Annotated in this window: 17 protein-coding genes; 3 read left to right on the top strand and 14 right to left on the bottom strand. The window is 70.8% G+C overall.

The genetic code is table 11. The features are described 5' to 3' along the window. Nucleotides 1-10: 10 nt before the first annotated feature. The 7 genes from ACN9M0_RS38900 to ACN9M0_RS38930 form a co-directional block, all read right to left on the bottom strand. Nucleotides 11-1,069, bottom strand: coding sequence for a cytochrome d ubiquinol oxidase subunit II (locus tag ACN9M0_RS38900; protein WP_426405207.1), 1,059 nt, complete (start codon nt 1,067-1,069; stop codon nt 11-13). After that, nucleotides 1,066-2,547, bottom strand: a complete 1,482-nt coding sequence (locus ACN9M0_RS38905; RefSeq protein WP_366041998.1) for a cytochrome ubiquinol oxidase subunit I — start codon at nt 2,545-2,547, stop codon at nt 1,066-1,068. The genes ACN9M0_RS38900 and ACN9M0_RS38905 overlap by 4 nt, the downstream gene beginning before the upstream one ends. Nucleotides 2,548-2,589: 42 nt before the next feature. After that, the gene (locus ACN9M0_RS38910; RefSeq protein ID WP_366041996.1) at nt 2,590-3,429 is read right to left on the bottom strand and encodes an SDR family oxidoreductase; all 840 of its coding nucleotides are present in this window, start codon (nt 3,427-3,429) and stop codon (nt 2,590-2,592) included. Nucleotides 3,430-3,593: 164 nt separating this feature from the next. Further along, nucleotides 3,594-5,174 carry a GMC family oxidoreductase gene (locus ACN9M0_RS38915; protein WP_366041995.1) on the bottom strand — a complete coding sequence of 527 codons (1,581 nt, stop codon included), beginning with the start codon at nt 5,172-5,174 and terminating at the stop codon, nt 3,594-3,596. Between the two features lie 149 nt (nt 5,175-5,323). Next, nucleotides 5,324-6,241, bottom strand: coding sequence for a cyclase family protein (locus ACN9M0_RS38920; protein ID WP_366041994.1), 918 nt, complete (start codon nt 6,239-6,241; stop codon nt 5,324-5,326). Nucleotides 6,242-6,273: 32 nt separating this feature from the next. Continuing rightward, entirely contained in the window at nt 6,274-7,746 is a 1,473-nt protein-coding gene (locus tag ACN9M0_RS38925; RefSeq protein WP_426405208.1) for a gluconokinase, GntK/IdnK-type, read from the bottom strand. A 53-nt stretch (nt 7,747-7,799) separates the two neighbouring features. Next, nucleotides 7,800-8,213, bottom strand: a complete 414-nt coding sequence (locus ACN9M0_RS38930) for a DUF7144 family membrane protein (RefSeq protein WP_366041992.1) — start codon at nt 8,211-8,213, stop codon at nt 7,800-7,802. A 287-nt stretch (nt 8,214-8,500) separates the two neighbouring features. On the opposite strand from ACN9M0_RS38930, the gene ACN9M0_RS38935 reads away from it, so the two are divergent. The 3 genes from ACN9M0_RS38935 to ACN9M0_RS38945 all read left to right on the top strand — a co-directional run bounded on the left by ACN9M0_RS38935 (nt 8,501) and on the right by ACN9M0_RS38945 (nt 14,609). Next, nucleotides 8,501-12,238, top strand: coding sequence for a S8 family peptidase (locus ACN9M0_RS38935; RefSeq protein ID WP_366041991.1), 3,738 nt, complete (start codon nt 8,501-8,503; stop codon nt 12,236-12,238). A gap of 137 nt (nt 12,239-12,375) precedes the next feature. Further along, entirely contained in the window at nt 12,376-13,368 is a 993-nt protein-coding gene (locus ACN9M0_RS38940) for a helix-turn-helix domain-containing protein (RefSeq protein ID WP_366041990.1), read from the top strand. Nucleotides 13,369-13,505: 137 nt separating this feature from the next. Continuing rightward, nucleotides 13,506-14,609 (top strand): endonuclease/exonuclease/phosphatase family protein, encoded by a 1,104-nt coding sequence (locus tag ACN9M0_RS38945; RefSeq protein WP_366041989.1) that lies wholly within the window; start codon nt 13,506-13,508, stop codon nt 14,607-14,609. A gap of 132 nt (nt 14,610-14,741) precedes the next feature. Here the strand turns inward: ACN9M0_RS38945 and ACN9M0_RS38950 are convergent, their stop codons facing one another. The 7 genes from ACN9M0_RS38950 to ACN9M0_RS38980 all read right to left on the bottom strand — a co-directional run bounded on the left by ACN9M0_RS38950 (nt 14,742) and on the right by ACN9M0_RS38980 (nt 25,103). Continuing rightward, nucleotides 14,742-15,713, bottom strand: a complete 972-nt coding sequence (locus ACN9M0_RS38950) for an ABC transporter substrate-binding protein (protein ID WP_366041988.1) — start codon at nt 15,711-15,713, stop codon at nt 14,742-14,744. 1 nt (nt 15,714) lies between these two features. Further along, a complete protein-coding gene (locus ACN9M0_RS38955) occupies nt 15,715-17,685 on the bottom strand; it encodes an ABC transporter permease (protein WP_426405209.1) in 1,971 nt (656 codons plus the stop codon). A gap of 208 nt (nt 17,686-17,893) precedes the next feature. Further along, nucleotides 17,894-18,979, bottom strand: a complete 1,086-nt coding sequence (locus ACN9M0_RS38960; protein WP_426405210.1) for a quaternary amine ABC transporter ATP-binding protein — start codon at nt 18,977-18,979, stop codon at nt 17,894-17,896. Further along, entirely contained in the window at nt 18,976-20,502 is a 1,527-nt protein-coding gene (locus ACN9M0_RS38965) for a GMC family oxidoreductase (RefSeq protein ID WP_366041985.1), read from the bottom strand. The genes ACN9M0_RS38960 and ACN9M0_RS38965 overlap by 4 nt, the downstream gene beginning before the upstream one ends. Further along, nucleotides 20,499-22,007, bottom strand: coding sequence for an aldehyde dehydrogenase family protein (locus tag ACN9M0_RS38970; RefSeq protein ID WP_366041984.1), 1,509 nt, complete (start codon nt 22,005-22,007; stop codon nt 20,499-20,501). The genes ACN9M0_RS38965 and ACN9M0_RS38970 overlap by 4 nt, the downstream gene beginning before the upstream one ends. A 452-nt stretch (nt 22,008-22,459) precedes the next feature. Next, nucleotides 22,460-22,819, bottom strand: coding sequence for a DUF4190 domain-containing protein (locus ACN9M0_RS38975; RefSeq protein ID WP_426405211.1), 360 nt, complete (start codon nt 22,817-22,819; stop codon nt 22,460-22,462). 286 nt (nt 22,820-23,105) lie between these two features. Then, on the bottom strand, nt 23,106-25,103 hold the full coding sequence (locus tag ACN9M0_RS38980; protein ID WP_426405212.1) for an acetoacetate--CoA ligase: 1,998 nt from the start codon (nt 25,101-25,103) through the stop codon (nt 23,106-23,108). Between the last annotated feature and the right edge of the window lie 15 nt (nt 25,104-25,118).

Genomic DNA, 25,118 nt, shown 5'->3' on the forward strand with positions numbered 1-25,118 from the left:
GAGCGGGCGATCAGCTGTCGCGTACCGCTCCGTCACCGGGGGTGCCGCTTCCTCCGCTCAGCTCGGAGTCGGTGAGCTCCTCCAGCTCACCGTGGGTGTCCAGCCAGTAGAGGAGGACGACGGCCGGCATGACGACCAACAGGGCCACCAGGGTGACGATCGCCAGCCATGTCAGCGTAGAGGGCGCGCCCGCAGCGTCGGCCACGGTCAGCGAGGTGGGGAGCAGGTAGGGGCGCTGGGCCATGCCCCAGGCGACGACGGCGGACGCGACGACTCCGACCGCCGTGACGCGCACCCACGTTCCCGGCGTCCGCAGGAGCAGCCATGCGGTCGCGAGAGCGGCGGCTCCGGCCAGGATGACGAAGAACAGCCCCAGGCCGTGGGTGAGTCCGTGCCACACGTAGGGGGAGTCCTCATGGGTGATGAACCCGGTGACCACCGCCAGGACGGTGAGCACGGCGAGACCGCCCAGCGCCCGCCGCCTGAAGTAGCCGATCAGGTCGGGCGCCTCGAACCTGCGGGCGTCCCCGGTGAGGAACACCGCCCCGAGGAACGCCGTGGTCGCGACGGCGACCAGTCCGAACACGAGGGACGTCGGGCTGGTCCAGACGTCCGCCGAGGCCTCGGTGCCGGGAGCCACGCGTTCCGACGCGACTCCGCCGACGGCGGCACCGAGGAAGAACGGCGTGACGACCGAGGCCGAGGCGAACACCGCACCGTACAGGCGTCGGCCGGCGAGCCGTCGCGTGGGTTTGCGCAGGGCGAAACCGGCACCCCGCAGGACCATGCCCACGGCGGCCAGGGCCAGAGGGAGCCACATCGCGGAGAACACGGTCTGGAACAGGACGGGGAAGCCGGTCCACATGATGACGAGAACGAAGATCAGCCAGACGTTGTTCACCTCCCACACGGGAGCCATGGCGTGGTCGATGAGCCACCGGGGACGCCGGCCGCGTTCCGTCCCGCCGGCCGTCAGGTCCCAGAAACCGGCCCCGAAGTCCGTGCCGCCCGCGCAGGCGTACGCGGTCACGGCCAGGAGCAGTACCACGGCGATGAGGTCGGCGGTCATCGGCCATCACCCCCGGATCGGCCGGCTCCGGGACCGGCGGCGGGCACGTCACCCGCGGGAATCGAGGCTCGCGGTCCATACGGGATGTCGGCCTCCGGCGTGTGGACGCCCGCTGCCGTGGCCTGCTGCTCGTCGGCGAGCCGCCAGCGCGTGCGCATCTTGAGCAGAACGACGAGGAACGAGCCGAAGAGGAACACGTACACCGCCATCACCACACCGAGCATGATCCACAGGCTGGTGGAGCGGGTCGAGGTCACGGCCTCGGCGACCCGCATGTTCTGGTACACGATCCAGGGCTGGCGTCCCACCTCGGTGGCGATCCAGCCGCACTCGACGGCCACGACGGAGCCGACGCCGGCACAGGCCGCGGAGCGGTAGAACCACGGCGAGGCGGGCAGGCGGCGGTGCCGCAGCCAGACGAACCCGTACCAGAGGGCGAGCAGTACCAGCACGGACCCGATGAGGACCATGATGTCGAAGGCCCAGTGTGCGATGGTCGCCTGAGTGGCCGTCGGCCGTTGGTCGGCCGGTACCGAGGTCAGCCCCACCACCTCGGTGTCGGGGCTGAATCCGGCCAGGACGGAATCGAGCAGCGGGATCTTGATGCCACCTTTGACGGTCCCGTCCTCCTGCAGGCGCCCGAAGAGGTACTCCGGCACCCGCGTGTCGGTCTTCCAGACGATCTCCATCGCGGCGAACTTCACCGGCTGCTTGTGGAACACCGACCGGGCGATGGAATCCCCGAGGACGAACTGCACCGGTGCGGCGACGGCGGCGATGGTGAACGGCACGGCGAAGCCCAGCCGGTGGTAGCGGTCCCGGCGGCCGCGCAGCCAGCCGGTGGCGTATACGCCGGCCACCATGAAGCCCGCGGTGAGCACCATCCCCACGACGAAGTGCCAGTACTGCGGCCCGAACATCGGCGTGAAGATCGCCTTCCAGACGTTCACGTCGACCGGGTTGCCCCCGGAGTCGAGCGAAAAGCCCTGGGGCGTGTTCATCCAGGAATTGGCGGCCAGGATGCCGAACGCACCGAGCAGCGCGGCGAACGGCAGAGGCAGCCCGAGGAGGAAATGCGTCCGCGGCTTCAGTCTCCGCCATCCGTACAGGTAGATGGCGATCAGCACGGCCTCCAGGAAGAAGGCCCAGGCCTCGACGCCGAATCCCACGCCGAAGACGTCACCCCACCGTCCCATCAGACCGGGCCACAGCAGACCGAACTCGAACGACAGCACAGTGCCGGTGACGATGCCGAGCGCGAACTGCACCGCCATGACGGCCGACCAGCGCCGTGCCAGGAGCAGCGCCGTGGCATCCTTCCGGCGCAGCCCGCGGTAGTGCATGACCAGGGTGATGAGGGGGAACGCCACGCCGAGGGGGACCAGGATGATGTGGGAGGCCAGGGTGAAGGCCATGAGTTCCCGGGCCGGCAGGAGTTGGGCCGGGGCATCCGCCAGCAGGTGGAGCGAGGTGGGCATACGCGCCTTCGTCGTATCGGGGAGTGAACGGTCGGGGGAGGGTCATCCGCCGGTGGCGAATCCGGGGAAGAGAGTCATGCCGCCGTCGACGTACAGGGTGGTTCCGACCACGTAGTCCATGAGATCGGAGGCGAGTGCGACGACTGCGTGGGCGATGTCGTCGGGGTCCCCGACCCGGTCGTACGGGATGAGCCTCAGGAGGTCCTTCTGCGCTTCGGGCGTCTCCCAGGCCGCGCGGTTGATCGGCGTCTTGATCGCCCCCGGGGCGACCGCGTTCACGCGGATCTTCTCCGGCGCGAGCTCCTGGGCCAGGGTCTGCATCATCATCTGCACGCCGCCCTTGGAGGACGCGTAGTTCACGTGACCCGCCCAGGGGATGATCTGGTGCACCGAACTCATGCAGATGATCTTCCCGGCGGCGCGGGACACCTCGGGGACCACACCCCGGCGCCGGAACTCCTTGGCCGCCTCCCGTGCGCACAGGAACTGACCGGTGAGATTGACGTCGATGACCTTCTGCCACTGAGCGAGGGTCATCTCCGTGACCGAGGCGTCACGTTGCAGTCCCGCGTTGGCCACGAGAATGTCGACGGTGCCGAACTCCTGGACCATCCGGTCCATCATGGCGACGACCTGGTCCTCCTGGGACACGTCCGCTTCGTACGCCGCCGAGCGCACCCCGAACGAGGCGATCTCCGCGGCCACCTCCTCCGCGGCCTCGCGACCCGCCACGTAGTTCACGACCACATCGGCGCCGGCTCGGCCCAAGCCGATCGCCGTGGCCTTGCCGATGCCCGAATTGGCGCCGGTGACCAGAGCCTTCTGGCCGTGCAGCAATCGCGCAGGGATCACACCCTGCGGCGCTCCCACCGTGGAATCCATGCCGTCCTGCCTCCTCGCTGCGCGGTTGCGCTGTGCCCGGCGCCGGCTCGGGGCCGGGCATCGTCACGCAATCACCCGATGAGGCGGTCGGCATCTCCTCCAATTCGCCGTTAGGCCGTTGGATTCAGCATCTTCGTCCGGACGGAGCAGTGTCGACCTCGTCCTCAGCCCAGCCGGGCCAGGAGGTGGTCGCCGACCCGGAGGGCGTTGGCGATGGCCGTCAAGGACGGGTTGACCGCGCCGATGCTCGGGAAGAAGCTCGTGTCGACGACGTACAGGTTGTCGAGATCGTGGGCCTTGCAGTTCACGTCCAGCGCGGAGGCGGCGGGATCGGCGCCGAAGCGCACGGTGCCCGCCTGGTGCGCGGTCGCTCCGATCGGCATGCCCTTGTGCAGGTAGATGCTGTGGGACAGCAGATGGTGCTCGTGCATGCCCAGGTGGCCGAGCATTCCCTGCAGCTTGTGTCGCAGGCGCTTCAGGCCCTCGATGTTGTTGTTCTCGTCGAGAGCGAGCCGGATGCGGGCGTCACCGTCGAGGGTGACCCGGTTGTCGGGCATCGGCAGGTCCTCGCCGCACAGCCAGAAGTCGACGGCGTGATGGGCCAGTACCTCGAACGGCATGTCGGGTGTCACCGCGCCCGCCCACCGGGGCGCCTCGCCGTGGATCTGTTCGGCGTCCGACTTGCCGAGCATCTGGATGCCGCCCAGCGGGAAGTCCCAGTCGTCCGCGCCGAAGTACCAGTCGTGCAGGGCCAGGGTCTTCTGGAACTGCGTGTCGTTGGGTTCCTTCGACACCGCCATCAGGGCCAGGTTGTTGTGCCGCATGTAGAACCGGCCGACCACGTCGGAGCTGTTCGCGAGACCACCTGGATGGTGCTCGTTCGCCGAGGCCAGCAGCAGCGCGGCGGAGTTGACCGCCCCGCAGGAGACGACCACGACGTCCGCCGTGAACCGGACCTCGGAACCGTCGGGGAGCCGGCCGACGACGGCGCTGACACTGCGCCCACGCCCGTCGGTCTCCAGGCGCACCACCTGCGTGTGCGTGACCATCTCGACATTGGGGTGTTCCAGAGCCGGCTCGACGCAGATCACCTGGGCGTCGGACTTGCCGCGCACCAGACAGGGAAAGCCGTCGACCCGGTTGCACCGGATGCAGACGCTGGAGTGAGTGGGCCGCCCCCCGTCCTCCTGGGTCAGATTGACGCCGATCGGCAGGTGGAACGGGTGCAGACCACGCTTCTCCAGGTCGTCGCTCAGCTGCTGGATGCGCGGCTCGTGCTCCACGGGCGGATGGGCGTACTGCGCGCTGACGGGACCCTCGCCGGGGTCCTCTCCGTGCCGTCCGTGGACGAGGTACAGGTGCTCGGCCTGGGTGTAGTACGGCTCGAGGTCCTCGTACCGGATCGGCCAGGCGGGAGAGATGCCGCCGTGATGACGGAGCTCGCCGAAGTCCTCGGGCCTCAGCCGGAAGAGGGCGGCACCGTAGAACTTCGTGTTTCCGCCGACGTAGTAGTTGACCTCGGGCGGGAACTCGGTGCCGTGCTTGTCGAGCCAGAACTCCGGGGCCCGGTACTTGCCCTTGACGAACACGGCCGTCGAGTCCCAGTTGTCCCGCTCACGCGGCAGGTAGCCGCCGCGTTCGACGAGCAGGACGCGTTTGCCCGATGGGGCGAGGCGATGGGCGAGAGTCCCTCCGCCGGCACCGGTGCCGATGATGATGACGTCATAGTGAGGGGCGTCGCCCACGGCGACCACCGTCCTTGGGATCAGGGCCCCGACCTGCTGTCAGGCGCCTGGCGCCCCGCTGGGCGAGGGTCCAGCGGTCCCACCTCCCTCGAAAGTATCCGCCTTGCCCGTGGACGGCGACCGGAGTGCGTCCCCGCTGCGCGGCCGGGTCACAGCACGGCGATCGGGTTCACGGGCGACCCCGTGGCTCCGGCCAGCCGCAGGGGGGCCACCGCACAGAGGAAACTCCAGCGGCCGGTCCGCGCGCAGACCGGGGCGAGGTCCTCGAACTGCAGATAGTCCATGAGGTGGATGCCCATGGCGTGGATGGCCAGGACGTGTACGGGAAAGGCGATCTCCCGCACCGCGCTGGGTGCGGTGTCGTTGTTGCCGTCTCCGCCCATGACCGCGACCTTGCGCTCGGCCAGGAACTCCACGGCGGTCGGGTGAAGACCCACGCGTGCCTCGGCGGCGTTCCACGGCCCGAGTTCGATGCGCCGAAGACGGTGTCCCACCCTCACGAACAGCAGGTCGCCCGCTCCGACGCGTACTCCCTGCGCGGCCTCGGCGGCCCTCAGATCGTCCGAGGTCACGTGGTCACCCGGTTCCAGCCAGGGCACGCCGCGCAACCGCGGAATGTCCAGCAGTACACCTCGGCCGACGATTCCGTCGGCGAGCAGGTCCACGGAGAGCCGGCGGGCACCCTCGGCCGTCACGGTGCTCGCGGGTACCCCTCCGTAGAGCACGCCGTCGAACACGACGTGACAGAGGGCGTCGAGATGGCTGTCCGCGTCGCCGTGCACGTTCATGGCGAAGCGGTCCGTGGCGAAGTGCAGCGCGTCCGAGCCGATGTCGTTCGGGCTCGGTCCGGTCATCCGGTGCACCGCCGGCTCGGGATCGTCGGGGCCCCGCGCGGTCTCGATCGGAGCGGCCAGCGACACGGTGCGGCCGATGCGGACTTCGGCGGCGGCCGCCGCCACCCGCTCGGGAGTCAGATGACGGAGTGCCCCACGCCGGGTGTCCTCCATCGGCCCCGCCGCCAGTCGCCGCAGGCGCTCGTAGAGCTCCCGGAAATCGTCCGCGGTCATACCGCCCGCTGTCGCCGGAGGCACGGACGGTGTCATGAGTACCCCCATGGGCTCAGACCCCACCGGAGCACATGAGTCGCGCCCGGCTGCAGGACGGTGAGGTCCGTGCCGCTGCGGAAGGCGTCCGGCGGGCAGGACATCGCCTCCACGGCGACGCCCCGCCGCCGTTCGGATTCGGCCAGGGTGTCACCCGTGTACACCTGCACGTAGCGGGTTCCCTCGCCGAGCCAGAGATCGATGCCTCGCGGCTCGGAGGGGTGGGCCAGCCGCACGACCGCCCGCCCGTCAGGGTGGCGGTCGAGCCCTGTGAAGGCGGTGTCCAGTCGGAGATCGCCGATGGGGCGGGCGGTGCGGAAGTCGTACGGCGTGCCGTCGACGGGCTCCCGGCCGACGGGCAGGCCCCTGTCGTCGGTACGCACCAGGTACCGCGCGGGGACGGTCAGCACCGCGCTGTCGACGAGGTCCGTGCCGACCGTCAGATACGGATGCTGCCCCGCTCCGTACGGAGCCGGCTCCGTACCGATGTTGGTGGCGTGGACGGCGGTCCTGAGCCCGTCCGAATCCAGCCGGTACTCGACACGGACGTCGAGGAGGAACGGGTATCCCGGCTGGGGGCAGAGGGTCGTGCCGAGCAACACCGAGTCCTCGGTGCGGGCGAGCAGCTTCCACAGGGCCCAGCGAAGCAGTCCGTGGATCGCGTTGCCCTTCTCCACTTCGGTCAAGGGGAGTTGCAGAATCCTGCCGTCGAAGCGGTACTGTCCGCCGCCCACTCGGTTCGGCCAGGGGACGAGCAGTTGGCCCCGCCCGCCCGTGATGGCGGACCCCGTGGAGAAGCCGTCGAGCAGCGCTCGTCCGTTCACGACGTAGTCGCGCAGGGCGCCGCCCAGCTGGACCACGACCGCGCGTTGGTCCCCCCGGACCAACCGCCACGAGGTGCCCGTGGAGCTGGGGGACGCGGAAGGGCCGTCACGGGCAATCGGCACACCGGTGACCGGGTCGGACACGGCGGCGGCCTCCCCGGGCATCAGCGACAGCACCGCTGCGACGACGGCCTCCGGAGACTGGTCGATCTCCACCACCAAGGGGTGCTCGTCGGCCCCCGGCTCCTGGAGAACCGCGAGCTGGCTGTCCAACAGGTCCGCCGGGAAGAAGTGATCGCCCCGTGCTGCCAGGCGGGACTCCAGCAGCTCGCGCGAGCCGTGCAGATACACCAGCAGAACCTCGGGGCGCCCTGCCAGCAGCGTGTCCCGGTAGGCGTGCTTGAGCGCCGAGCAGGTGACGACGGCCTGCCGGCCGGCCGTGATCACCTGGTCCATCCACTCCCCGATCGCCTCCAGCCACGGCCCCCGGTCACTGTCCGTGAGGGGATGACCGGCGGCCATCTTGACGCGGTTGGCCTCGGAGTGGAACTCGTCCGCGTCCCGGTACGCCCAGCCCAGTCGCTCAGCGAGAAGACGCCCCACTGTCGACTTGCCCGACCCGGCGACGCCGACGACGAGCACCATCCGCGGCGGCCCCTCTGTCGCTGTTTCGAGTGCCACGGGTGCCGTCCCGGACGTCAGTCCCTCATCGGCCGGGGCGCGACACACAGCCCCCAGATGATGAGCGCGTCGATGGCGATGAGCAGCAGCGCCCACCACGGCGTGTAGGGAATCCACATGAAGTTGGCGATCATGCTGAGACCGGCCAGCCCCACGCCGACGACCCGGGCCCACGTGGCGCCGGTGAACAGGGCGGCGCCGGTGAGCGCGATCACGATGCCCAGGATGAGATGGATCCAGCCCCAGCCGGTGAGGTTGAACGCATAGACGTAGTTACGCGTGGCCAGGAACACATCGTCCTTGGCGATGGCCGAAATGCCTCCCAGCAGCGTCATGACGCCGCTGAAGATCATGATGACGGCGGCGAACACCAGCCAACCGCTGCTGTGCTCTTCCGCTCGCCGACCGGGTGCGCTCGTGTGGGTCGTCATGACTCGCTCCTCCAACGGCTGCCCACCGAGACGTCGCCGTCCGATGGGTCCAACACCTCCAATCTGACTCCCGTCGTCCGCCGACGCACCTCGGCGAGAGGAGCAGGCCGGTGTCGCCGCCGCCTCCGGCGCGTGACCTGCCGAGGCGAAAGGACCGCCGGACCGCGTCCGTACGGCGTCTTTCCGCCCGGAATCGCGCGGTTCGCGGCTGACAAACCCTTGCCATGGCGAGGACTTGCCGTCACGAGGCCTTCACGACGGAGTTCACCGGTCGATAGACCCATGCCATGTACTCCCCCTCTCATCCTTCCGCCTTCCGGCGCAGGCGCTGGCAGCTGCTGTCGGCCATCACCGCGGTGCCCCTGCTGGCATCGGGTCTCGCCGTCGCGCAGGCGCCGGCCCAAGGCGCTCCGAGCAAGCCGACCGTCCCCGCCAAGCCGTCGGCGACCCACAAGGTCACCCTGGTCACAGGTGACGTCGTCACGGTCACCACGACCGCCGACGGCAAGCAGATCGCCGACGTCGACAGGCCGGACAGCGCCGTCGGCGGTGTGAAGATCCAGGACATCATGGGCGACCTCTTCGTCATCCCGGACGAAGCCGGGCCGCTGCTGGGAACGGGCAAGCTCGACCGGCGGCTGTTCAACGTCACGGACCTCATCGAGATGGGCTACGACGACGCCAGGTCGACCGCCGTACCGCTGATCGCGACGTACACCCAGCCGAAGTCCCGCGCGGCCGTCGAGCCGTCGGCCCCCCGGGGCAGCAAGCTGACCCGGAGGCTCAAGGGCATCGGAGGTGCCGCACTCGACACCGAGAAGCGGCAGGCCCGCACCTTCTGGAACACCGTCGCGCCGCAGGGCAGCACGAAGCTGAGCGCGGGGGTGGCGAAGCTGTGGCTCGACGGCCGCGTGAAGGCCGACCTGAAGGAGAGCGTGCCGCTGATCGGCGCGCCCGAGGCGTGGGCGGCCGGCTACACCGGCAAGGGCGTCAAGGTCGCCGTGCTCGACACCGGCATCGACGTCAACCACCCCGACTTCGCCGGCCTGATCGACGGCACGACCAGCTTCGTGCCGGGCGAGGCCGTCACCGACGTCAACGGGCACGGCACGCATGTGGCCGGCACGATCGTCGGCTCGGGCGCCGCCTCCGGGGGTGAGAACAAGGGCGTCGCTCCCGGCGCCGACCTCTACGTCGGCAAGGTGCTGGGCGGCGCGGAGGGTTCAGGCCAGGACTCCTGGGTCATGGCGGGCATGCAGTGGGCCGCCGAGTCAGGCGCCGACGTCGTCAACATGAGCCTCGGCGACACCTACCCCACGGACGGCAGCGACCCGATGTCGCAGATGGTCGACGCGCTCTCCGCGCAGTACGGCACGCTGTTCGTCATAGCCGCCGGCAACGCGGGCCCGGAGAGCATCTCCGCCCCCGGCGCGGCCGCCGCGGCGCTGACCGTGGCGGCCACGGACAAGCAGGACCGGCTCGCATCCTTCTCCAGCACGGGCCCGCTGGCCTACTCCGGTGCCATGAAGCCGGACATCGCGGCGCCGGGCGTGGACATCACCGCACCCCGCTCGCAGGAGATGACCGACGGCGGCGAGGGCCTCTACCGCACCCTCAGCGGCACCTCGATGGCCACGCCGCACGTGGTCGGCGCGGCGGCGATCCTGGCCCAGCGGCACCCGGACTGGACCGGCGCGCAGCTCAAGGAACACCTGATGAGCACTGCGAAGGGCCTCGGCGACGCGTACTCGCCGTACGAAGTCGGAACCGGCCGCCTCGACGTGGCCTCCGCCGTGCGCACCACGGTCCGTGGCACCGGCTCGCTGTTCTTCGGCAACTACACGTGGCCGCACGAGCCGAGCGACGTCGCCGTCACGAAGGACCTGACCTTCACCAACACCGGCTCCGCCGACGTCACGCTGAACCTGGCGCTGACCGGCGCCGGCGGCCCGTTCACACTGGGCGCCACCACAGTGACCGTCCCGGCGGGCGGCACCGCCTCCGTCCCGGTGACCGGCGACCCGCGGATCGCCCCGGCCGGACGGAACGGCGGCTACGTGATCGCCACCGACGCGACCACCGGGCAGCCGGTGACCCGTACCTCCGTGGCGCTGCTGAAGGAGGAGGAGCGCTACGACCTGAACATCAAGCTGGTCGGCCGGGACGGCAAGCCCGCCGCCGGCTGGGTCACGATCAACCTGGCCGGCGACTTCTGGCCGTGGAACCTCTACGTCGACGGCTCGACCACGATGCGCATGGCACCCGGCCAGTACACCGTCGCGGCCTACCTCGACGTGGCCGGCGAGAAGGCAGACCGCTCGGGCATCGCCGTACTGGTCGACCCGGAGACCGTGCTCAAGGACGGCTCCGCGGAGGTGGTGCTGGACGCGAGCAAGGCCCGCCTGCTGCAGACCGAGGCGCCGCAGCGCACCGAGGACCGCCAGCGCAAGGTCGACTTCAACGTCCACTACGAGGGCCTTGACCCGTTCATGGACTACCGCAGCGCGTACGTGGTGCCGCCGATGTACGACGACGTCTACGTCGCGCCGACGGAGTCGATGAAGCGGGGCGAGCTCATGCTGACCACCCGCTGGCGCAAGGGCGAGCCGAAGCTCGGCCTGAGCACGGTGGGCGGTCGACTCCAGTTCGAGACACTGGTGCAGGCGGGCAGCGCACTGGGCACCGCCACGGACACGCTGGACGCTGTCTACGCCGGCAACGGCGGGGCGGCCGCATACGAGAGCGTCAAGGCCAAGGGCAAGGTCGTCGTCATCGATCGCAGCGACGAGGTCTCGCCCCAGGAGCGCACCGAGGCCGCGGTCGCGGCCGGTGCGAAGGCACTGATCGTGGTCAACGACGGTGTCGGTGCGCTGATGGAGTACGTCGGCCAGTCGGCCATCCCGGTCGCCACCGTGCACCGTGACGCGGGCAAGGCCCTCGTCACGACGGCCAAGGCCGGCACCTTCAAGCTGACCGTGAAGCAGACCGAGCACACGCCGTTCGTCTACGACCTCACCCGGGAGTACCCCGGCCAGGTGCCGGACCGTGCCCTGGTCTACAAGCCGACCAAGGACGACCTCGCCCGGATCGACGCCCGCTACTACGCGGCTGCGGGCGGCCGCTCGGCCGAGGGCTACCGGTCCGACTTCACCCTCAGCCCGTCGTTCAACTTCCCCGAGGCCGAGTGGCACCCGGGAACCCGTACCGAGTGGGTGACTCCCGGTCAGGTCTGGAGGGAGTTCCACGCGCAGGGTGTCGACGGAGGCATGCCGTGGGTGATGGTGTCGGGTGACAACACGTACGCCAAGGGCAGCACCACCCGGCTCGACTGGTTCGCTCCGACGATCCGGCCCGGTCAGAGCGAGTCCTTCGGCGTGTACAACTCCCGCTGGGGGAACTACATGACCTGGAACGTCCAGGCGTGGGCCTCCTCCAGCGACACCATGCGGCTGGGCGGCTTCCTGCAGTGGGGTGAGACGCCGACCCACCTTCAGGTCTTCCAGGGCGACACGCTGATCGACGACAACCCGTACAGCACGGACATGCAGTGGGTGGAGGTTCCGGCGGGCAACCTGCCCTACCGCGCCGTCCTCGACGCGGAGCGGCCCGGTGACATGTTCCGGCTGTCGACGCGCACCCACACCGAGTGGACGTTCATGTCCGACACGGTCGACTCGGACTTCTTCGAGCCGTTCCCGGTGCTGAACCTGGACTACAAGCTGGAGTCGGACCTGCACGGCGACGTCAAGGCCAACGCGACCCAGGAGATCGGGCTCAAGCCGGTTTCGATGGGCGGGGGCGGCACCGTGCCGGGCGCGATCACCACGGTGAAGCTGGACGTCTCGTACGACGACGGCGCCACCTGGCAGAAGGTGACCCTGACCAAGGGCGCCGAAGGCTCCTGGACGGGGGCGTTCAGGACGGCCAAGAAGCCCGGCGGCTTCGTCTCCCTCCGCGCGAGCGCCGGGACGGACAGCGGCTTCAGCGTCAAGAACGAGATCATCCGGGCGTACGGCCTTCGATGAGCCGCACCATCGGGCCCCGGGGAGGCGACTCCCCGGGGCCCTTCCCCTCGCACCCGTTCCCAGCAGGCACTATTCAAGGTCTGCCGCCATGGCGCATACTCTCCCCGCTGCGGCAAGCGGAAGAGAGTCGATCGCCGATGCTGGATGTTCTGGGCCTCGAACCCGATGACGAGCACGTCTACCGGGCGCTGCTCGGACGACCGAACTCCACCGCGGTGCATCTCTCGGACCTGCTCGTGCTGTCACGGGCCCACGTCGACAAGGCGCTGTGCCGCCTGGTCGGCTGGGGGCTGGTGACCAGGTCCGCGGACGAGCGGTACACCGCCGCACCGCCGGCGATGGCGCTCGGCGCTCTCATCAGCCAGCGCCGGGACGGACTGCGTACCGCCGAACAGGCACTGGTGACCTTCGCCGAGGAACACCGGGCCGCGATGACCGGAAGCAGCATCACCGACCTGATCGAGGTCGTCACGGGCGTCGACGCCATCCGTCACCGCTTCCTCCAGGTGCAGCAGGCGGCCCGCACGGAGGTCCGCTCCTTCATCACCGCACCGTTCGTCGCCCTGCCGCCCGACGAGAACACGGCCGAGCCCGTCGCCCTCGACCGCGGAGTGCTCTTCCGAGCCGTGCTGGACCGCGAGGTGCTGGCCGAGCCGGGCATCGTCCGCGACGCCATCGACTCCCTCCGCAACGGCGTGCAACTGCGCGTCGCGGACCGCGTGCCGATGAAACTCGTGCTGGCCGACGCCGATCTGGGCCTGGTCCCGCTCGCGGTCACACCGGCGGGAGAGCCCGGCGCCGTGCTGTTGCACCGCAGTGGCCTTCTGGACGCGCTGGACGCCCTGTTCGAGACGGTATGGCGCACGGCCCATCCTCTTCAGTTGTCGGACACCGGAGGCGAATCCGAAGCAACCGTCGAGGTCGGTCCCCAAGGCCCGACCGAGCTCGACCGCAGAATCCTCGCGCTGCTCCTGGCAGGCCTCACGGACCTGACGGCCGCGACACAGCTCGGTCTGTCACCGCGTACGCTGCACCGGCGCCTGCGCCATCTCATGGACATGGCCGGGGTCCGGACGCGGATGCAGCTGGGTGCTCACGCCGTACGGAACGGCTGGACAGAGCCCCTGTGAGGAGGCCCCGTGCCGGCACCACTTCAGGCGAGGACTCTGCCGACCGGCCTACACCTGGATCGCCACATCGTGCCGGTTCTCCTAGATTTCGCCGAAGACGCGGGCTTCGCCCGCTCCTTCGCCGAGAGGTCCACCTCATGATTCGCCGTTGGTCCACAGCCGTCCTGGGCGCGCTCCTGCTCCTGGCGCCCGGCTCACCCGCCGCGGCTTCGGCCGTCCAGCCGCCGGCCCAGGTGCGGGTCATGACCCGCAACGTCTACCTGGGTGCGGACCTCGCGCCCGTCGTCGCGGCCACCGGCCCACAAGCCCTCGTCGCCGCGGTGACCGCGGTGTACGCGAACGTCCAAGCGACGAACTTCCCCGAGCGCGCGGAGGCGCTGGCTGACGAAATCGCCGACAGCGATCCCCATCTCGTCGGGGTGCAGGAGGCAGCCCTGTGGCGGAGCCAGACGCCCGCCGGCCCGGGCAGCGCCACCCACGTCGAATTCGACTTCCTGCAGATCCTTCTCGACGAGCTCGCCGCACGGGGCAAGCACTACGTCGCCGTGGCCACTGTCACCGTCGGCAGCGACTTCGAGGCCCCGAGATCGACGCCCACCGGTCTGCAGGACATCCGACTCACCGACCGGGACGTACTCCTGGCCCGCACGGACCTGCCCGCGCGTGTCTTCTCCGTGACCCACGCCCAGGCCGCCCAGTACCAGAACTTCGTACCCATCTGCCGCCCGGCGTTCGGCTGCCCGCCCAATCCGCCCATCCAGGTGAAGCGCGGCTGGATCGCCGCCGACGCCACCCTGCGCGGCCACACCACACGGGTGGTCACCACCCACCTGGAGCCCGCCTCCCGCCCCGTCCAGGAGGCACAGGCCGACGAACTGCTCGCCGGTCCGCTGAACACCGGACTCCCCACGATGCTTCTGGGCGATCTCAACTCGGCCGCCGGCGGAGTGGGCGCCCAGCCCGGAACCGACACGCAGACGTACAACCACCTGCTTGCCGCGGGCTTCGCCGACTCGTGGGCCGCCAGGCACGACGGCGACCCCGGCTTCTCCTGCTGCCAGGCCCCCGACCTGCGCAACCCCACCTCCACCCTCACCCAGCGCATCGACTACGTGCTCTTCCGCGGCAGCGTCACCGCACTGACGAGTGACCGAGTGGGCCACACACAGGCCGACCGAACCCCGTCAGGCCTGTGGCCCTCCGACCACGCCGGCGTCAGGAGCGTGCTCCTGCTGCGTTGACCGGCGGCGGCGCAGGAGGCACGCTGCGGCCCGGGTCGCGGCGGGTGATCGCCTCGGCTTCCGGCGTTCCTGCGGCGATGCCGGCGAGGAGGCGGCGGACCGGGGTGGGGCGCCCGGTCCGCCGTACCCGTGTCAGGACGGCAGCCACTCCCGCCAGGTGGCTTCGTTCTCCTTCACCCAGCGGCTCGCCGCCTCCTCAGGCGACAGCTTCTGGTCCGCGATCATGAGGGCGACGTCGTTCTGCATGTCGGTCGTCCACCGGAACTTCTTCAGGAAGGCGGCCGCGTCGCCCCCGCCGTCCGCGAAGCGGGCGTTGAGGAACTTCTGCAGCGGGGTGTGTGGGTAGGCGCAGGCCACCTTCTCCGGTTCGGCGTCGCAGCCCTCCTTGTACTCGGGCAGCTTCACCTCCGTCATCGGGACCTTCTCGAACAGCCACTGGGGCTTGTACCAGTAGCTGAGGAACGGCTTCTTCTCCTTGGCGAACTGCTTGATCTGCGTGATCTGCGCCGCCTCCGAGCCCGCGAACACGACCTGGTAGTCCAGGCCCAGGTTGTCCACGAGAGCCTTGTCGTTCGTGACGTAGGACGGGGAGCCGTCCAGCAACTGGCCCTTGCCGCCGCTCTCCGCGGTACGGAACTCGTCGGCGTACTTGTTCAGGTTCTTCCACTCGGTGACGTCCGGGTGCTTCTCGGCGAAGTACGTCGGCACGAACCAGCCGATGTGGCCGGTCACCCCGAGGTCCCCACCCCGCTTGATCGTCCCCTTGTCGTCGATGTACCGCTTCTCCTGGTCCGGGTGGCCCCAGTCCTCCAGGATGGCGTCCACCCGGCCCTGGCTGAGCGCGTCCCAGGCGGGGACCTCGTCGATCTGGACGGTGTCCACCCGGTAGCCGAGCTCGTGCTCCAGCAGGTACCGCGCCACGGCCACGTTGGCCTGTGCGCCCACCCACGACTGCACGGAGAGGGTCACCGTGCGGGAGTCCTTCGCGTCGGCGTACGGGGACGCCTGACGGGTCATGTCGGCGGCGCCGCAGCCGGTGAGGGCCGTCAGGGTGACGGCGGCCGCGAGCGCGGAGCCGCCGAGCGCGAGGCGTGTGCGAGCCATGTCAGGCCCCCTTCCGGGTGAGGTCGCGGCGTTCCGTCGGCTGGGTGACGCGGTCGAGCGCCAGGCCCAGGCAGACGATCGCCGCACCGGCGACCAGACCGGTCGCCAGGTCGCCCTGGGCGAGACCGAAGACCGCGTCGTACCCGAGCGCTCCGCCGCCCACGAGGCCGCCGATGACGACGACGGCGAGGACCAGCACCACACCCTGGTTGACGGCGAGCAGCAGCGCGGGCCGGGCCAGCGGCAGCTGGACCTGGAACAGCTGCTGGCGACCGGTCGCGCCCAGCGAGCGCGAGGACTCGAGGGCGGCGGGGTCCACCGCCCGCACCCCCTGCGCCGTGATGCGTACGACCGCGGGCAACGCGTAGACCACGGCGGCCACGACCGCCGGGGCGCGGCCGACACCGAACAGGGCCACGACGGGGATCAGATAGACGAACTGCGGCAGCGTCTGGAAGACGTCGAGCACGGGACGCAGTACGCGTCCCAGGCGGGCGCTGCGGGCCGCGGCGACCCCGAGGGCGAAGCCGAGCACCAGCGTCACCGCGACGGCGGCCAGGACCTGGGACAGCGTGTCGAGCGCCGGGTCCCAGACACCCAGCGCACCGATCGCCGCCATCGCGAGGACGGCGGTCGCGGCGGTGCGCCAGGTGCCGATGAGCAGTGCGAGCGCGCCGACGGTCAGCAGGACGGCCCACCAGGGCAGCCACTGCAGCCCGTCGCGCAGGGGGTTCAGGATCCACGTGGTGAACCGCGAGGCCCAGTCGGCGGTGCCGCCGACGAGCGGTACGCCGGAGTAGAGGTGGGCGGTCATCCAGTCGACCGCCCCGTTCACGGGTTCGGCGATGTCCACCGTCCACCCGTCGGGCCAGGAGAGCCGGTCGGACAGGCGACCGGCCACGGCGACGGCGGCGGTCACCGCGAGGGCGACGGCCCAGCCGAGTCCGGCCCGGTGGGCCGGAGCGGCGCCGATGCGTTCCCCCGCCGCGGCGGTGACCCGGTCCAGGACGACGGCGAGCAGCACGATCGGCACGCCGGCGGCGAGCGCGGCTCCGACGTCGACGGAGGCCAGCGCCTGGTAGACGCGGTCGCCGAGGCCGCCCGCGCCGATGACGGACGCGATCACTGCCATGCCGAGGGCCATCATGATCGACTGACTGAGGCCGAGCAGCAGCTCCTTGCGGGCCAGTGGCAGCCGGGCCGTCAGCAGCCGCTGCCTGCCGGTGGCACCGAGGGAGGCGACGGCCTCCATGACACCGGCGTCCGCGCCGCGCAGTCCGAGCGCGGTGAGACGGGCCATGGGCGGGGCGGCGTAGACGACGGTGGCGAGGACGGCCGCGGGTACCCCGATGCCGAAGACCAGGACGACGGGCAGGAGGTACGCGAAGGCCGGCAGCACCTGCATGGTGTCGAGGACCGGACGAAGGATCCGGTGCATGCGGCCGGACAGGCCGGCGGCGAGCCCGAGGAGCCCACCGAGCAGCACGGACGCGGCGACGGCGACGACCATCAGGGCGAGGGTCTGCAGGGTGGGCACCCACATGCCGAGCAGTCCGCATGCGGCGATGGCGGCGACGGAGGTCAGCGCGAGCCGGACGCCCGCGACCCGCCAGGCCACCAGACCCGCGGCGGCGGTGACGCCGGCCCAGCCGAGAGCCAGCAGGACGAGGTACACGGCGCGGACGGAGACGACCACGGCGTTGCTGATGTGGCCGAGGAAGTAGAGGAACAGCGGGTGGCCGTCACGGTTGTCGACGATCCAGTCGCCGACGCGGTCGAGCGGCCCGGACACATCGGCGACGAGCGACGCCGGCCAGCTGCCGCCGCCGAGCAGTACGGCTCCGAGGACGAGCGCGACGGCCGTGCCGGCGCCGAGCAGCCGACCGCGGTGGCCCACGAACACGCGCAGGACGCCGGGCGCCGCGCCGGGGGAGGAAGGGCTGGGAGAGGCGGGGGTGACAGTGGCGGTCATCGACCCCACCCGCTCATGCCGCGGGTCCGCGCCACGGGGCGGGCGGAGACCCCTGTTCCCCGGTGGGCCGGCCCCGCCGAGCCGCGGCCGGCGTCACGGGCCGGCCGCGGGCCGACGAGGCACTCCGGGCCGTGTCCGGTGCGGCGCGTTCCCCCGGCGGCGGCGCGGGTCGTGCCGCCCGGCGGCGGCCAGGTCGTATGGGCGTACATCAGGCCACCGCCTTTCCTGTCGTGACCGGGACCCCGGCGACGACACCGAGGAGTCCCGCGTGGTCGACCACACCGAGGCACCGGCCGTCCTCGACGATCCGGGCGTTCGCTCCGGTACGGGCGACGGCCTCGATCGCCTCGTGGACGGTGGCGGTCGGCGCGAGCGAGGGCCCGGCGCCGTACTCGTCCGCGAGCGCGGGACGCATCGCCGAGCGGACGGTCAGCACCTGTTCGCGCGGCACGTCCCGGACGAAGTCCCTGACGTAGTCGTCGGCGGGCGCGCCCACGATCTCCTCGGGCGTCCCGAGCTGCACGATGCGGCCGTCGCGCATCAGCGCGATGCGGTCGCCGAGCTTCAGGGCCTCGCTGAGGTCGTGCGTGATGAAGACCATCGTGCGTCCCTCCTCCTGGTGCAGGCGTACGACCTCCTCCTGCATGTCCCGTCGGATGAGCGGGTCCAGCGCGCTGAACGGCTCGTCGAACAACAGGACTTCGGGATCGACGGCGAGCGCGCGGGCCAGTCCGACCCGCTGTTGCTGACCGCCCGAGAGCTGGCTCGGCCTGCGGTGTTCCATGCCGTCAAGGCCGACCTTCGCGACGAACTCCGCCGCCCGCTCGCGCCGTTCGCCGCGGCCCACGCCCTGGATCTCCAGACCGTAGGCGACGTTGTCGAGCACGGAGCGGTGCGGCAGCAGCCCGAAGTGCTGGAAGACCATCGCCGCCCGGTGCCGGCGCAGCTCGCGGAGCCGTCCGGAGTCCATGGACAGGACGTCCTCGCCGTCGATGGTGATCGTGCCCGAGGTCGGCTCGATGAGCCGGGTCAGGCAGCGTACGAGCGTGGACTTGCCCGAGCCGGAGAGGCCCATCACGACGAAGACCTCGCCCTTGCGGACGTCGAAGGAGACGTCGCGGACGGCGGCGGTGCAGCCGGTGCGCTCGCGCAGCTCGGTCGCGTCGAGCGCTCCGAGCTCCGGGTCGGCGGGCACGCGTTCGGCCTTCGGGCCGAAGACCTTCCACAGGTCACGTACGGAGAAGACGGATTCCGCCGGGTCCCGCGGCGATGTGGTGTGCGGCGTAGTGGTCATCGTGTGGTGCCTCCCAGCAGGTCGGCGCATTTCTCGCCGACCATGAGCACGCCGATCATCGGGTTGACGGCGGTCATGGTCGGGAAGACGGACGCGTCGGCGATCCGGATGCCGTCCAGGCCCCGGATCCTCAGATCGGGCGCGACGACGGCGAGTTCGTCGTCGGCGGCCCCCATCCGGCAGGTTCCGGCCGGGTGGTAGACGGTGTGCGCGACATGACGGGCGTACGCGCTGAGTTCCTCGTCGGAGGTGACCTCCGGGCCCGGGCACACCTCGCGCTTCAGCCAGCCGGCCAGCGGTTCGCTCGCCGCGATCTGCCGGGCGACGCGGATACCGTCCACGAGGGTCCGGCCGTCGTAGTCGTCCTCGTCGGTGAAGTACCGGAAGTCGAGCGCGGGTTTGTCCTCGGGGTCGGCGCTCGTCAGATAGAGCCTGCCGCGGCTGCGCGGCTTGGGGATGTTGGGGGTCATCGACACTCCGTGCGCGGGCCGTTCGTAGCCCAGGCGCTCGGGGTTGTCGGTGAAGGGGATCTGGTAGAAGTGGAACATCAGGTCCGGCCCCTCGGACTCCGGGTCCCGGCGGACGAACAGCCCGGCGTCGGAGTCCATGGCGGAGTTCTCCGGGATCGGACCGTGCGTCTCCCACACGATGACCGACTCGGGGTGGTCGAGCAGGTTCTCGCCCACGCCCGGCAGGTCGTGCACGACGGGTATGCCGAGCTTCTCCAGGTCGGCGCGCGGCCCGATGCCGGAGTGCAGCAGCAGGCGCGGGGTGTCCACGGCGCCCGCACACACGAGGACCTCACGCCGGGCGCGTACGACGTGCTCCGTTCCCTCCTTGGTGCGGATGTGCACACCGGTGGCGCGGGTGCCCTCGAACTCCAGCCGGAACGCCCAGGTCTCCAGGGCGATGTGCAGGTTCGGCCGGTCCAGGAACGGGTGGAGATAGGCGACGGACGCGGACGACCGCTTGTTGTTCTCCGGGTGGTAGGCGAGGTCGAAGAAGCCGACGCCTTCGTGGAAGGGCCGCTGGTTGAAGCCCTCGACGCGCGGAACTCCGAGCGCGGTCTGCGCCGCGTCGACGAAGTCCCGGGCGATCGCGTTCCGGTCGGCCTCGTCGACGGGGACGATGTTGTTGCGCAGCCGGGCGAAGTAGGGGTCCATGGCCGCCGCGTCCCAGCCCTCGGCACCCGCCTCGGCCCACTCGTCCCAGTCGGAGGGAAGGGGCTTGAACGCGATGAGGGTGTTGTGCGAGGAGCAGCCGCCCAGCACGCGTGCCCGGCTGTGCCGGATGTACGAGTTGCCCCGGGGCTGTTCGGTGGTGGGGTAGTCGTAGTCCAGCTCGCCGCCGAGCAGGCCCATCCAGCGGCGCAGGGTGAGGACGTCGTCGCGGCCGACGTCGCTGGGACCGCCCTCGATGACGGCGACGCTGACGTTCGGGTCCTCGGTCAGCCGGGAGGCGATCACCGAGCCCGCCGTGCCGCCGCCGACGACGACGTAGTCGTACACGTGCTGGTCGTTCACGCCTGCTCCTTCAGCGTCTCGCCCGCGAACCAGCGCACGGGGCGCGGAGCGAGGTTCTGGTAGATGTGCTTGGCCTCGCGGTACTCGGCGAGGCCGCTCGGGCCCAGCTCCCGGCCGATGCCGGACTTGCCGAAGCCGCCCCATTCCGCCTGGGGCAGATAGGGGTGGAAGTCGTTGATCCAGACGGTGCCGTGGCGCAGCCGGGCCGCGACGCGTCGGGCACGGTCCTCGTCGGAGCTCCACACCGCTCCGGCGAGGCCGTACTCGGTGTCGTTGGCGAGGGCCACGGCCTCTTCCTCAGTACGGAAGGTCTCCACGGTCAGGACGGGGCCGAAGACCTCCTCGCGGACGACCCGCATACGGCGGTGGCACCGGTCCAGGACCGTGGGCCGGTAGAAGTAGCCGGGACCGGCCGGCCGCTCGCCGCCCGCGCGCAGCACCGCGCCCTCGTCGAGGGCGGAGGCGACGTACTCCTCGGTCCGCGCCAACTGGGCCGCGGAGACCAGCGGACCGCACTCGACGCCCTCGTCGGTGCCGCGGCCCAGCCGGATGTGCCCGGCCCGGCGGGCGAGTTCGGCGACGAAACGCTCGCGCAGCGACTCCTCGACGATGAGGCGGGAGCCCGCGGAGCAGACCTGGCCGCTGTGGATGAAGGCGGCGTTCAGTGCTTGGTCGACGGCGGTGTCGAAGCCCTCGGGCGTCGAACAGGCGTCGGCGAACACGACGTTGGGGTTCTTTCCGCCCAGTTCCAGGGCGACCTTCTTCACGCTGTCGGCGGCCGCCCTGGCGACCTTCGTGCCGCTGACGAGACCGCCCGTGAACGAGACGAGGTCGACGTCGGGGTGCTCGGCGAGCCGGGCGCCGACGGTGCCGCCGGGGCCCGTGACGATGTTGGCCGCGCCGAGCGGCAGTCCGGCCTCCAGCAGCAGTTCGACCAGGACGACGGTGCTCAGCGGGGTGATCTCGCTGGGCTTGATGACGAAGGTGTTGCCTGCGGCGAGGGCGGGCGCGATCTTCCAGCTGGCCTGGAGCAGCGGGTAGTTCCACGGCGTGATCAGGGCGCAGACCCCGACCGGCTCGTACACGACGACACTGCGGATCTCGTCCGAACCGGCGTCGACGACGCGTCCGCCGTCCTCGTTCGCCACGAGGTCGGCGAAGTACAGGAAGGCGTCGCGGACACAGTCGACGTCGATGCGGCCCTCCTCCAGCGTCTTGCCGGCGTCCTGGCTCTCCAGGGCGCCGATCCGCTCCCGATCGCGCTCGAGCAGGGCGGCGACCCGTCGCAGCAGAGCGGCCCGCTCGGGAGCCGGCGTACGAGGCCAGGCGCCGTCGTCGAACGCGGCTCGTGCCGCGGCCACGGCGTCGTCGGTGTCCTGGACACCGCCCTCCGCCACCACCGCGAAGGCGGTCGCGTCGACGGGATCGATGAGGTCGCGCGTGGCGCCGGAGAGGGCTGAGCGCCACTCGCCGCCGACATGGATGGTCTGTTGTGCTGCGGTCACGTCGTGTACGGCCCTTCGTTCCTTTGAGTCCCCCTGCCGGAAGTACCGGCGGTTCAGCCGCCTGCCCGGGGCCGCCCGACCCATGCGCAATGCCTTACGGAGAGTGTTCTGTCTCACGTCCAGTGATGGGCAAATAGTGCATATGGGACAGCTCTGCGTGGGCGAGGCTCTGCTGGGGGACTGGGGGACTGGGGGACTGGGGGACTGGGGGAGCGGGGCCAGGCGGTACGCGTGGCCAGGGGTGACCGGGGCGGTCCCGCACCCAGGTGCGGGCTCGTGACGGCACGAGGCGGTCCGCACCCAGGCGCGGGACCGCCTCGTCCGGCTGAAGGCCTGCCCGTAGTTCCACGCTCGCCGTCAGGGCGGCCCGGAGGCGCATGACCCGTCCCCGGGAGGCAGCACGACGTCAACGGCGAATCCGCACGAGCAGGACGCCGAGGAAGCGGGGCGGCTCAGGAAGTGGAGTCGGCGAGGTACGCCAGCCCTGCCAGGAGTCCCGCGTAGGCCAGGACCAGCAGCAGACTGAAGAGGATCAGGATCCAACCGGTCACGATCCCGAGCAGCGCGATGCCGCGGTCGCGGCCGCCCAGCTGCTTGCCTCGACGGCGGCCGAGGTGCCCGGCGGGGATTGCGACAACCCCGGACGCGAACACCAGGAACGTGTACAACCCGCCGTACAGCAGCCAGAACATCGGCGTCAGGAAGACGCCCGCGATCAGACCGGCTCCCATCAGGGCGACCCAGATGCTGATCCGAGCAGGCGTGTTGCGAGCAGCGCTCGCCGCACCGGTGTCCTGAGCGGCTTCGGTCACGTCTGATTCCCCCTGGCTGGTAGCGGCAAGCCACTCTACGAGAACGACCCGCCTGGGCGACGTGTGCACATGTCCGACGCCACCGAGAAGCTACTGGCCGAGTTCACGGAGAGTCGTTCCCGTACGGCCCGGTGGTGGACGCGCTCGGCACAGCCGGGCCGTGGCTGCCGCCCGCCGAGCGCATACCGCCGAGCGCATCCCGCCGACCGCCGACCGCCGACCGCCGACCGCCGACCGCCGACCGCCGACCGCCGACCGCCGGCGCGCCCGCGGGTTCGTCCTGCGCCTACCGGCCGGCGCCCTGGTGGGCCGTCCGGGCCGCGAAGTCGGCGAACCAGGCGAGTAGTTCGAAATGGGTGACGGAACCCTCACTGCTGACGTCGGCGATGCGCGCACCCTGCAGGATGCGCTTGACGGGGACTTCGAGCTTCTTGCCGGTCAGGGTGCGCGGCACGGCGGGAACCGGCACGATCACGTCGGGCACATGGCGCGGGGACAGGCGGTGGCGGATGGCGGCGGCGATCCGTTCGCGCAGGCCGTCGGCGAGCTCCGAGCCTTCGGCGGGCACGACGAACAGGGGCATGAAGTAGCCGCCGTCCTCCCGTTCCACCCCGACGACGAGGCTGTCCGCGACCTCGGGGAGCTGCTCGACGACGGCGTAGATGTCGGCCGAGCCCATCCGTACGCCCATGCGGTTGAGGGTGGAGTCCGAGCGGCCGGAGACGACGACCGACAGGTCCGGGTGGATCGTGACCCAGTCGCCGTGCCGCCAGACTCCCGGGTAGGTGTCGAAGTAGCTGGCACGGTAGCGGGCGCCGTCGGGGTCGTCGACGAAGCGGAGCGGCATGGACGGCAGCGGGGCGGTCACCACCAGCTCACCCTGTTCGCCGCTGAGGGGTTCCCCGGCGTCGTCCCATGACGCGAGCGCGACGCCGAGGGCGGGGCCCTGGATCCGGCCGACCCGTACCGGCAGCAGCGGGGAGCCGCCGGCCAGTACGGAGCAGATGTCGGTCCCGCCGCAGATGGACTGCAGCCGGACCCCGGGGGCGAGGCGGTCGTGGACCCAGCGCCACGTGCTCGGGGCCAGGGCGGAGCCGGTCTGGAGGATGGAGCGCAGCGCGCCGAGGTCGGACTCGGCGGCGGGATGGGCGCCGGACTTCTCCACGGCCGCGAGGTAGGCCGCGCCCACCCCGACCATCGTCGCCCGTGTCTGCTCGGCGACGCGCCAGGCGCCGTTGACGTCGGGGAAGGTGGGGCTGCCGTCGTAGAGGACGACCGTGCTGCCGTGGAGCAGGCCGCCGACGAGGAAGTTCCAGACCATCCAGCTCGTGGAGGTGAGGAACAGGTAGCGGTCCTCGGGACGCAGGTCGGCACCGAGCCCGAGCGCCTTGAGCAATTCCACGACGATGCCGCCGTGGCCCTGCACGATGCCCTTGGGCACACCGGTGGTGCCTGACGACCACAGGATCCACAGCGGATGGTCGAACGGTACGTCGGCGAAGACGAGCGGTTCCTCGGCGGACGGTAGCTCGGACCAGGCGTGCTGATCGACGTCGGCCTGCGCCGACCACGCTGCGGCCGGAGTCGGGAAGAGATGCTCGACGACCAGGAGATGACGGACGGTCGGCAGGCCGTCCAGGAGTTCGGCGACCGCCGGGCGCTTGTCGTACTCCTTGCCCCCGTGACGGTAGCCGTCGGCCGCCACCAGGACCGTCGGACGGGCCTGCCCGAGTCTGGCGAGCACACTGGGCGTGCCGAAGTCGGGTGAGCATGCCGTCCATACGGCGCCGACGGCGGCGGTGGCCAGGAGCGCCACCACCGCCTGGGGGAGGTTGGTCAGATATCCCGCGACGCAGTCACCAGGCCCCACCCCCATCCTTCGCAGAGCCCCCGCGACGTCGGTGACCTCTCGGCGCAACCGTTCCCACGAGATCTCGACGGGCGTGCCGCCCTCCGTCACGGCGACCAGCGCCGGACGCGCATCCGTGGCCCGGGCCAGGCACCGCTCGGCGAAGTTCAGCCGTGCGCCCGGAAACCAGGAGGCGCCCGGCATCGACGCGTCGGCCAGCACCTCGTCGTAGCGGGTCACGGCGTCGAGGCCGTAGAACTCCCACACCGCCGACCAGAATCCGGGCAGGTCGGTGGAGCTCCACCGCCACAGCTCGGCGTAGTCGGCGAAGCGCAGCCCCCGGACCTCCTCCAGCCACGTCATGAAGCACGCGATGTTGGAGTCCTCCAGCTCGCGGCGACCGGGTGACCACAACAGGTCGGTGTCGGTGTTCATCAGTGCCTTTCCGGG

This window comes from Streptomyces sp. R-07 (assembly GCF_049913175.1).
Taxonomy (GTDB): domain Bacteria; phylum Actinomycetota; class Actinomycetes; order Streptomycetales; family Streptomycetaceae; genus Streptomyces.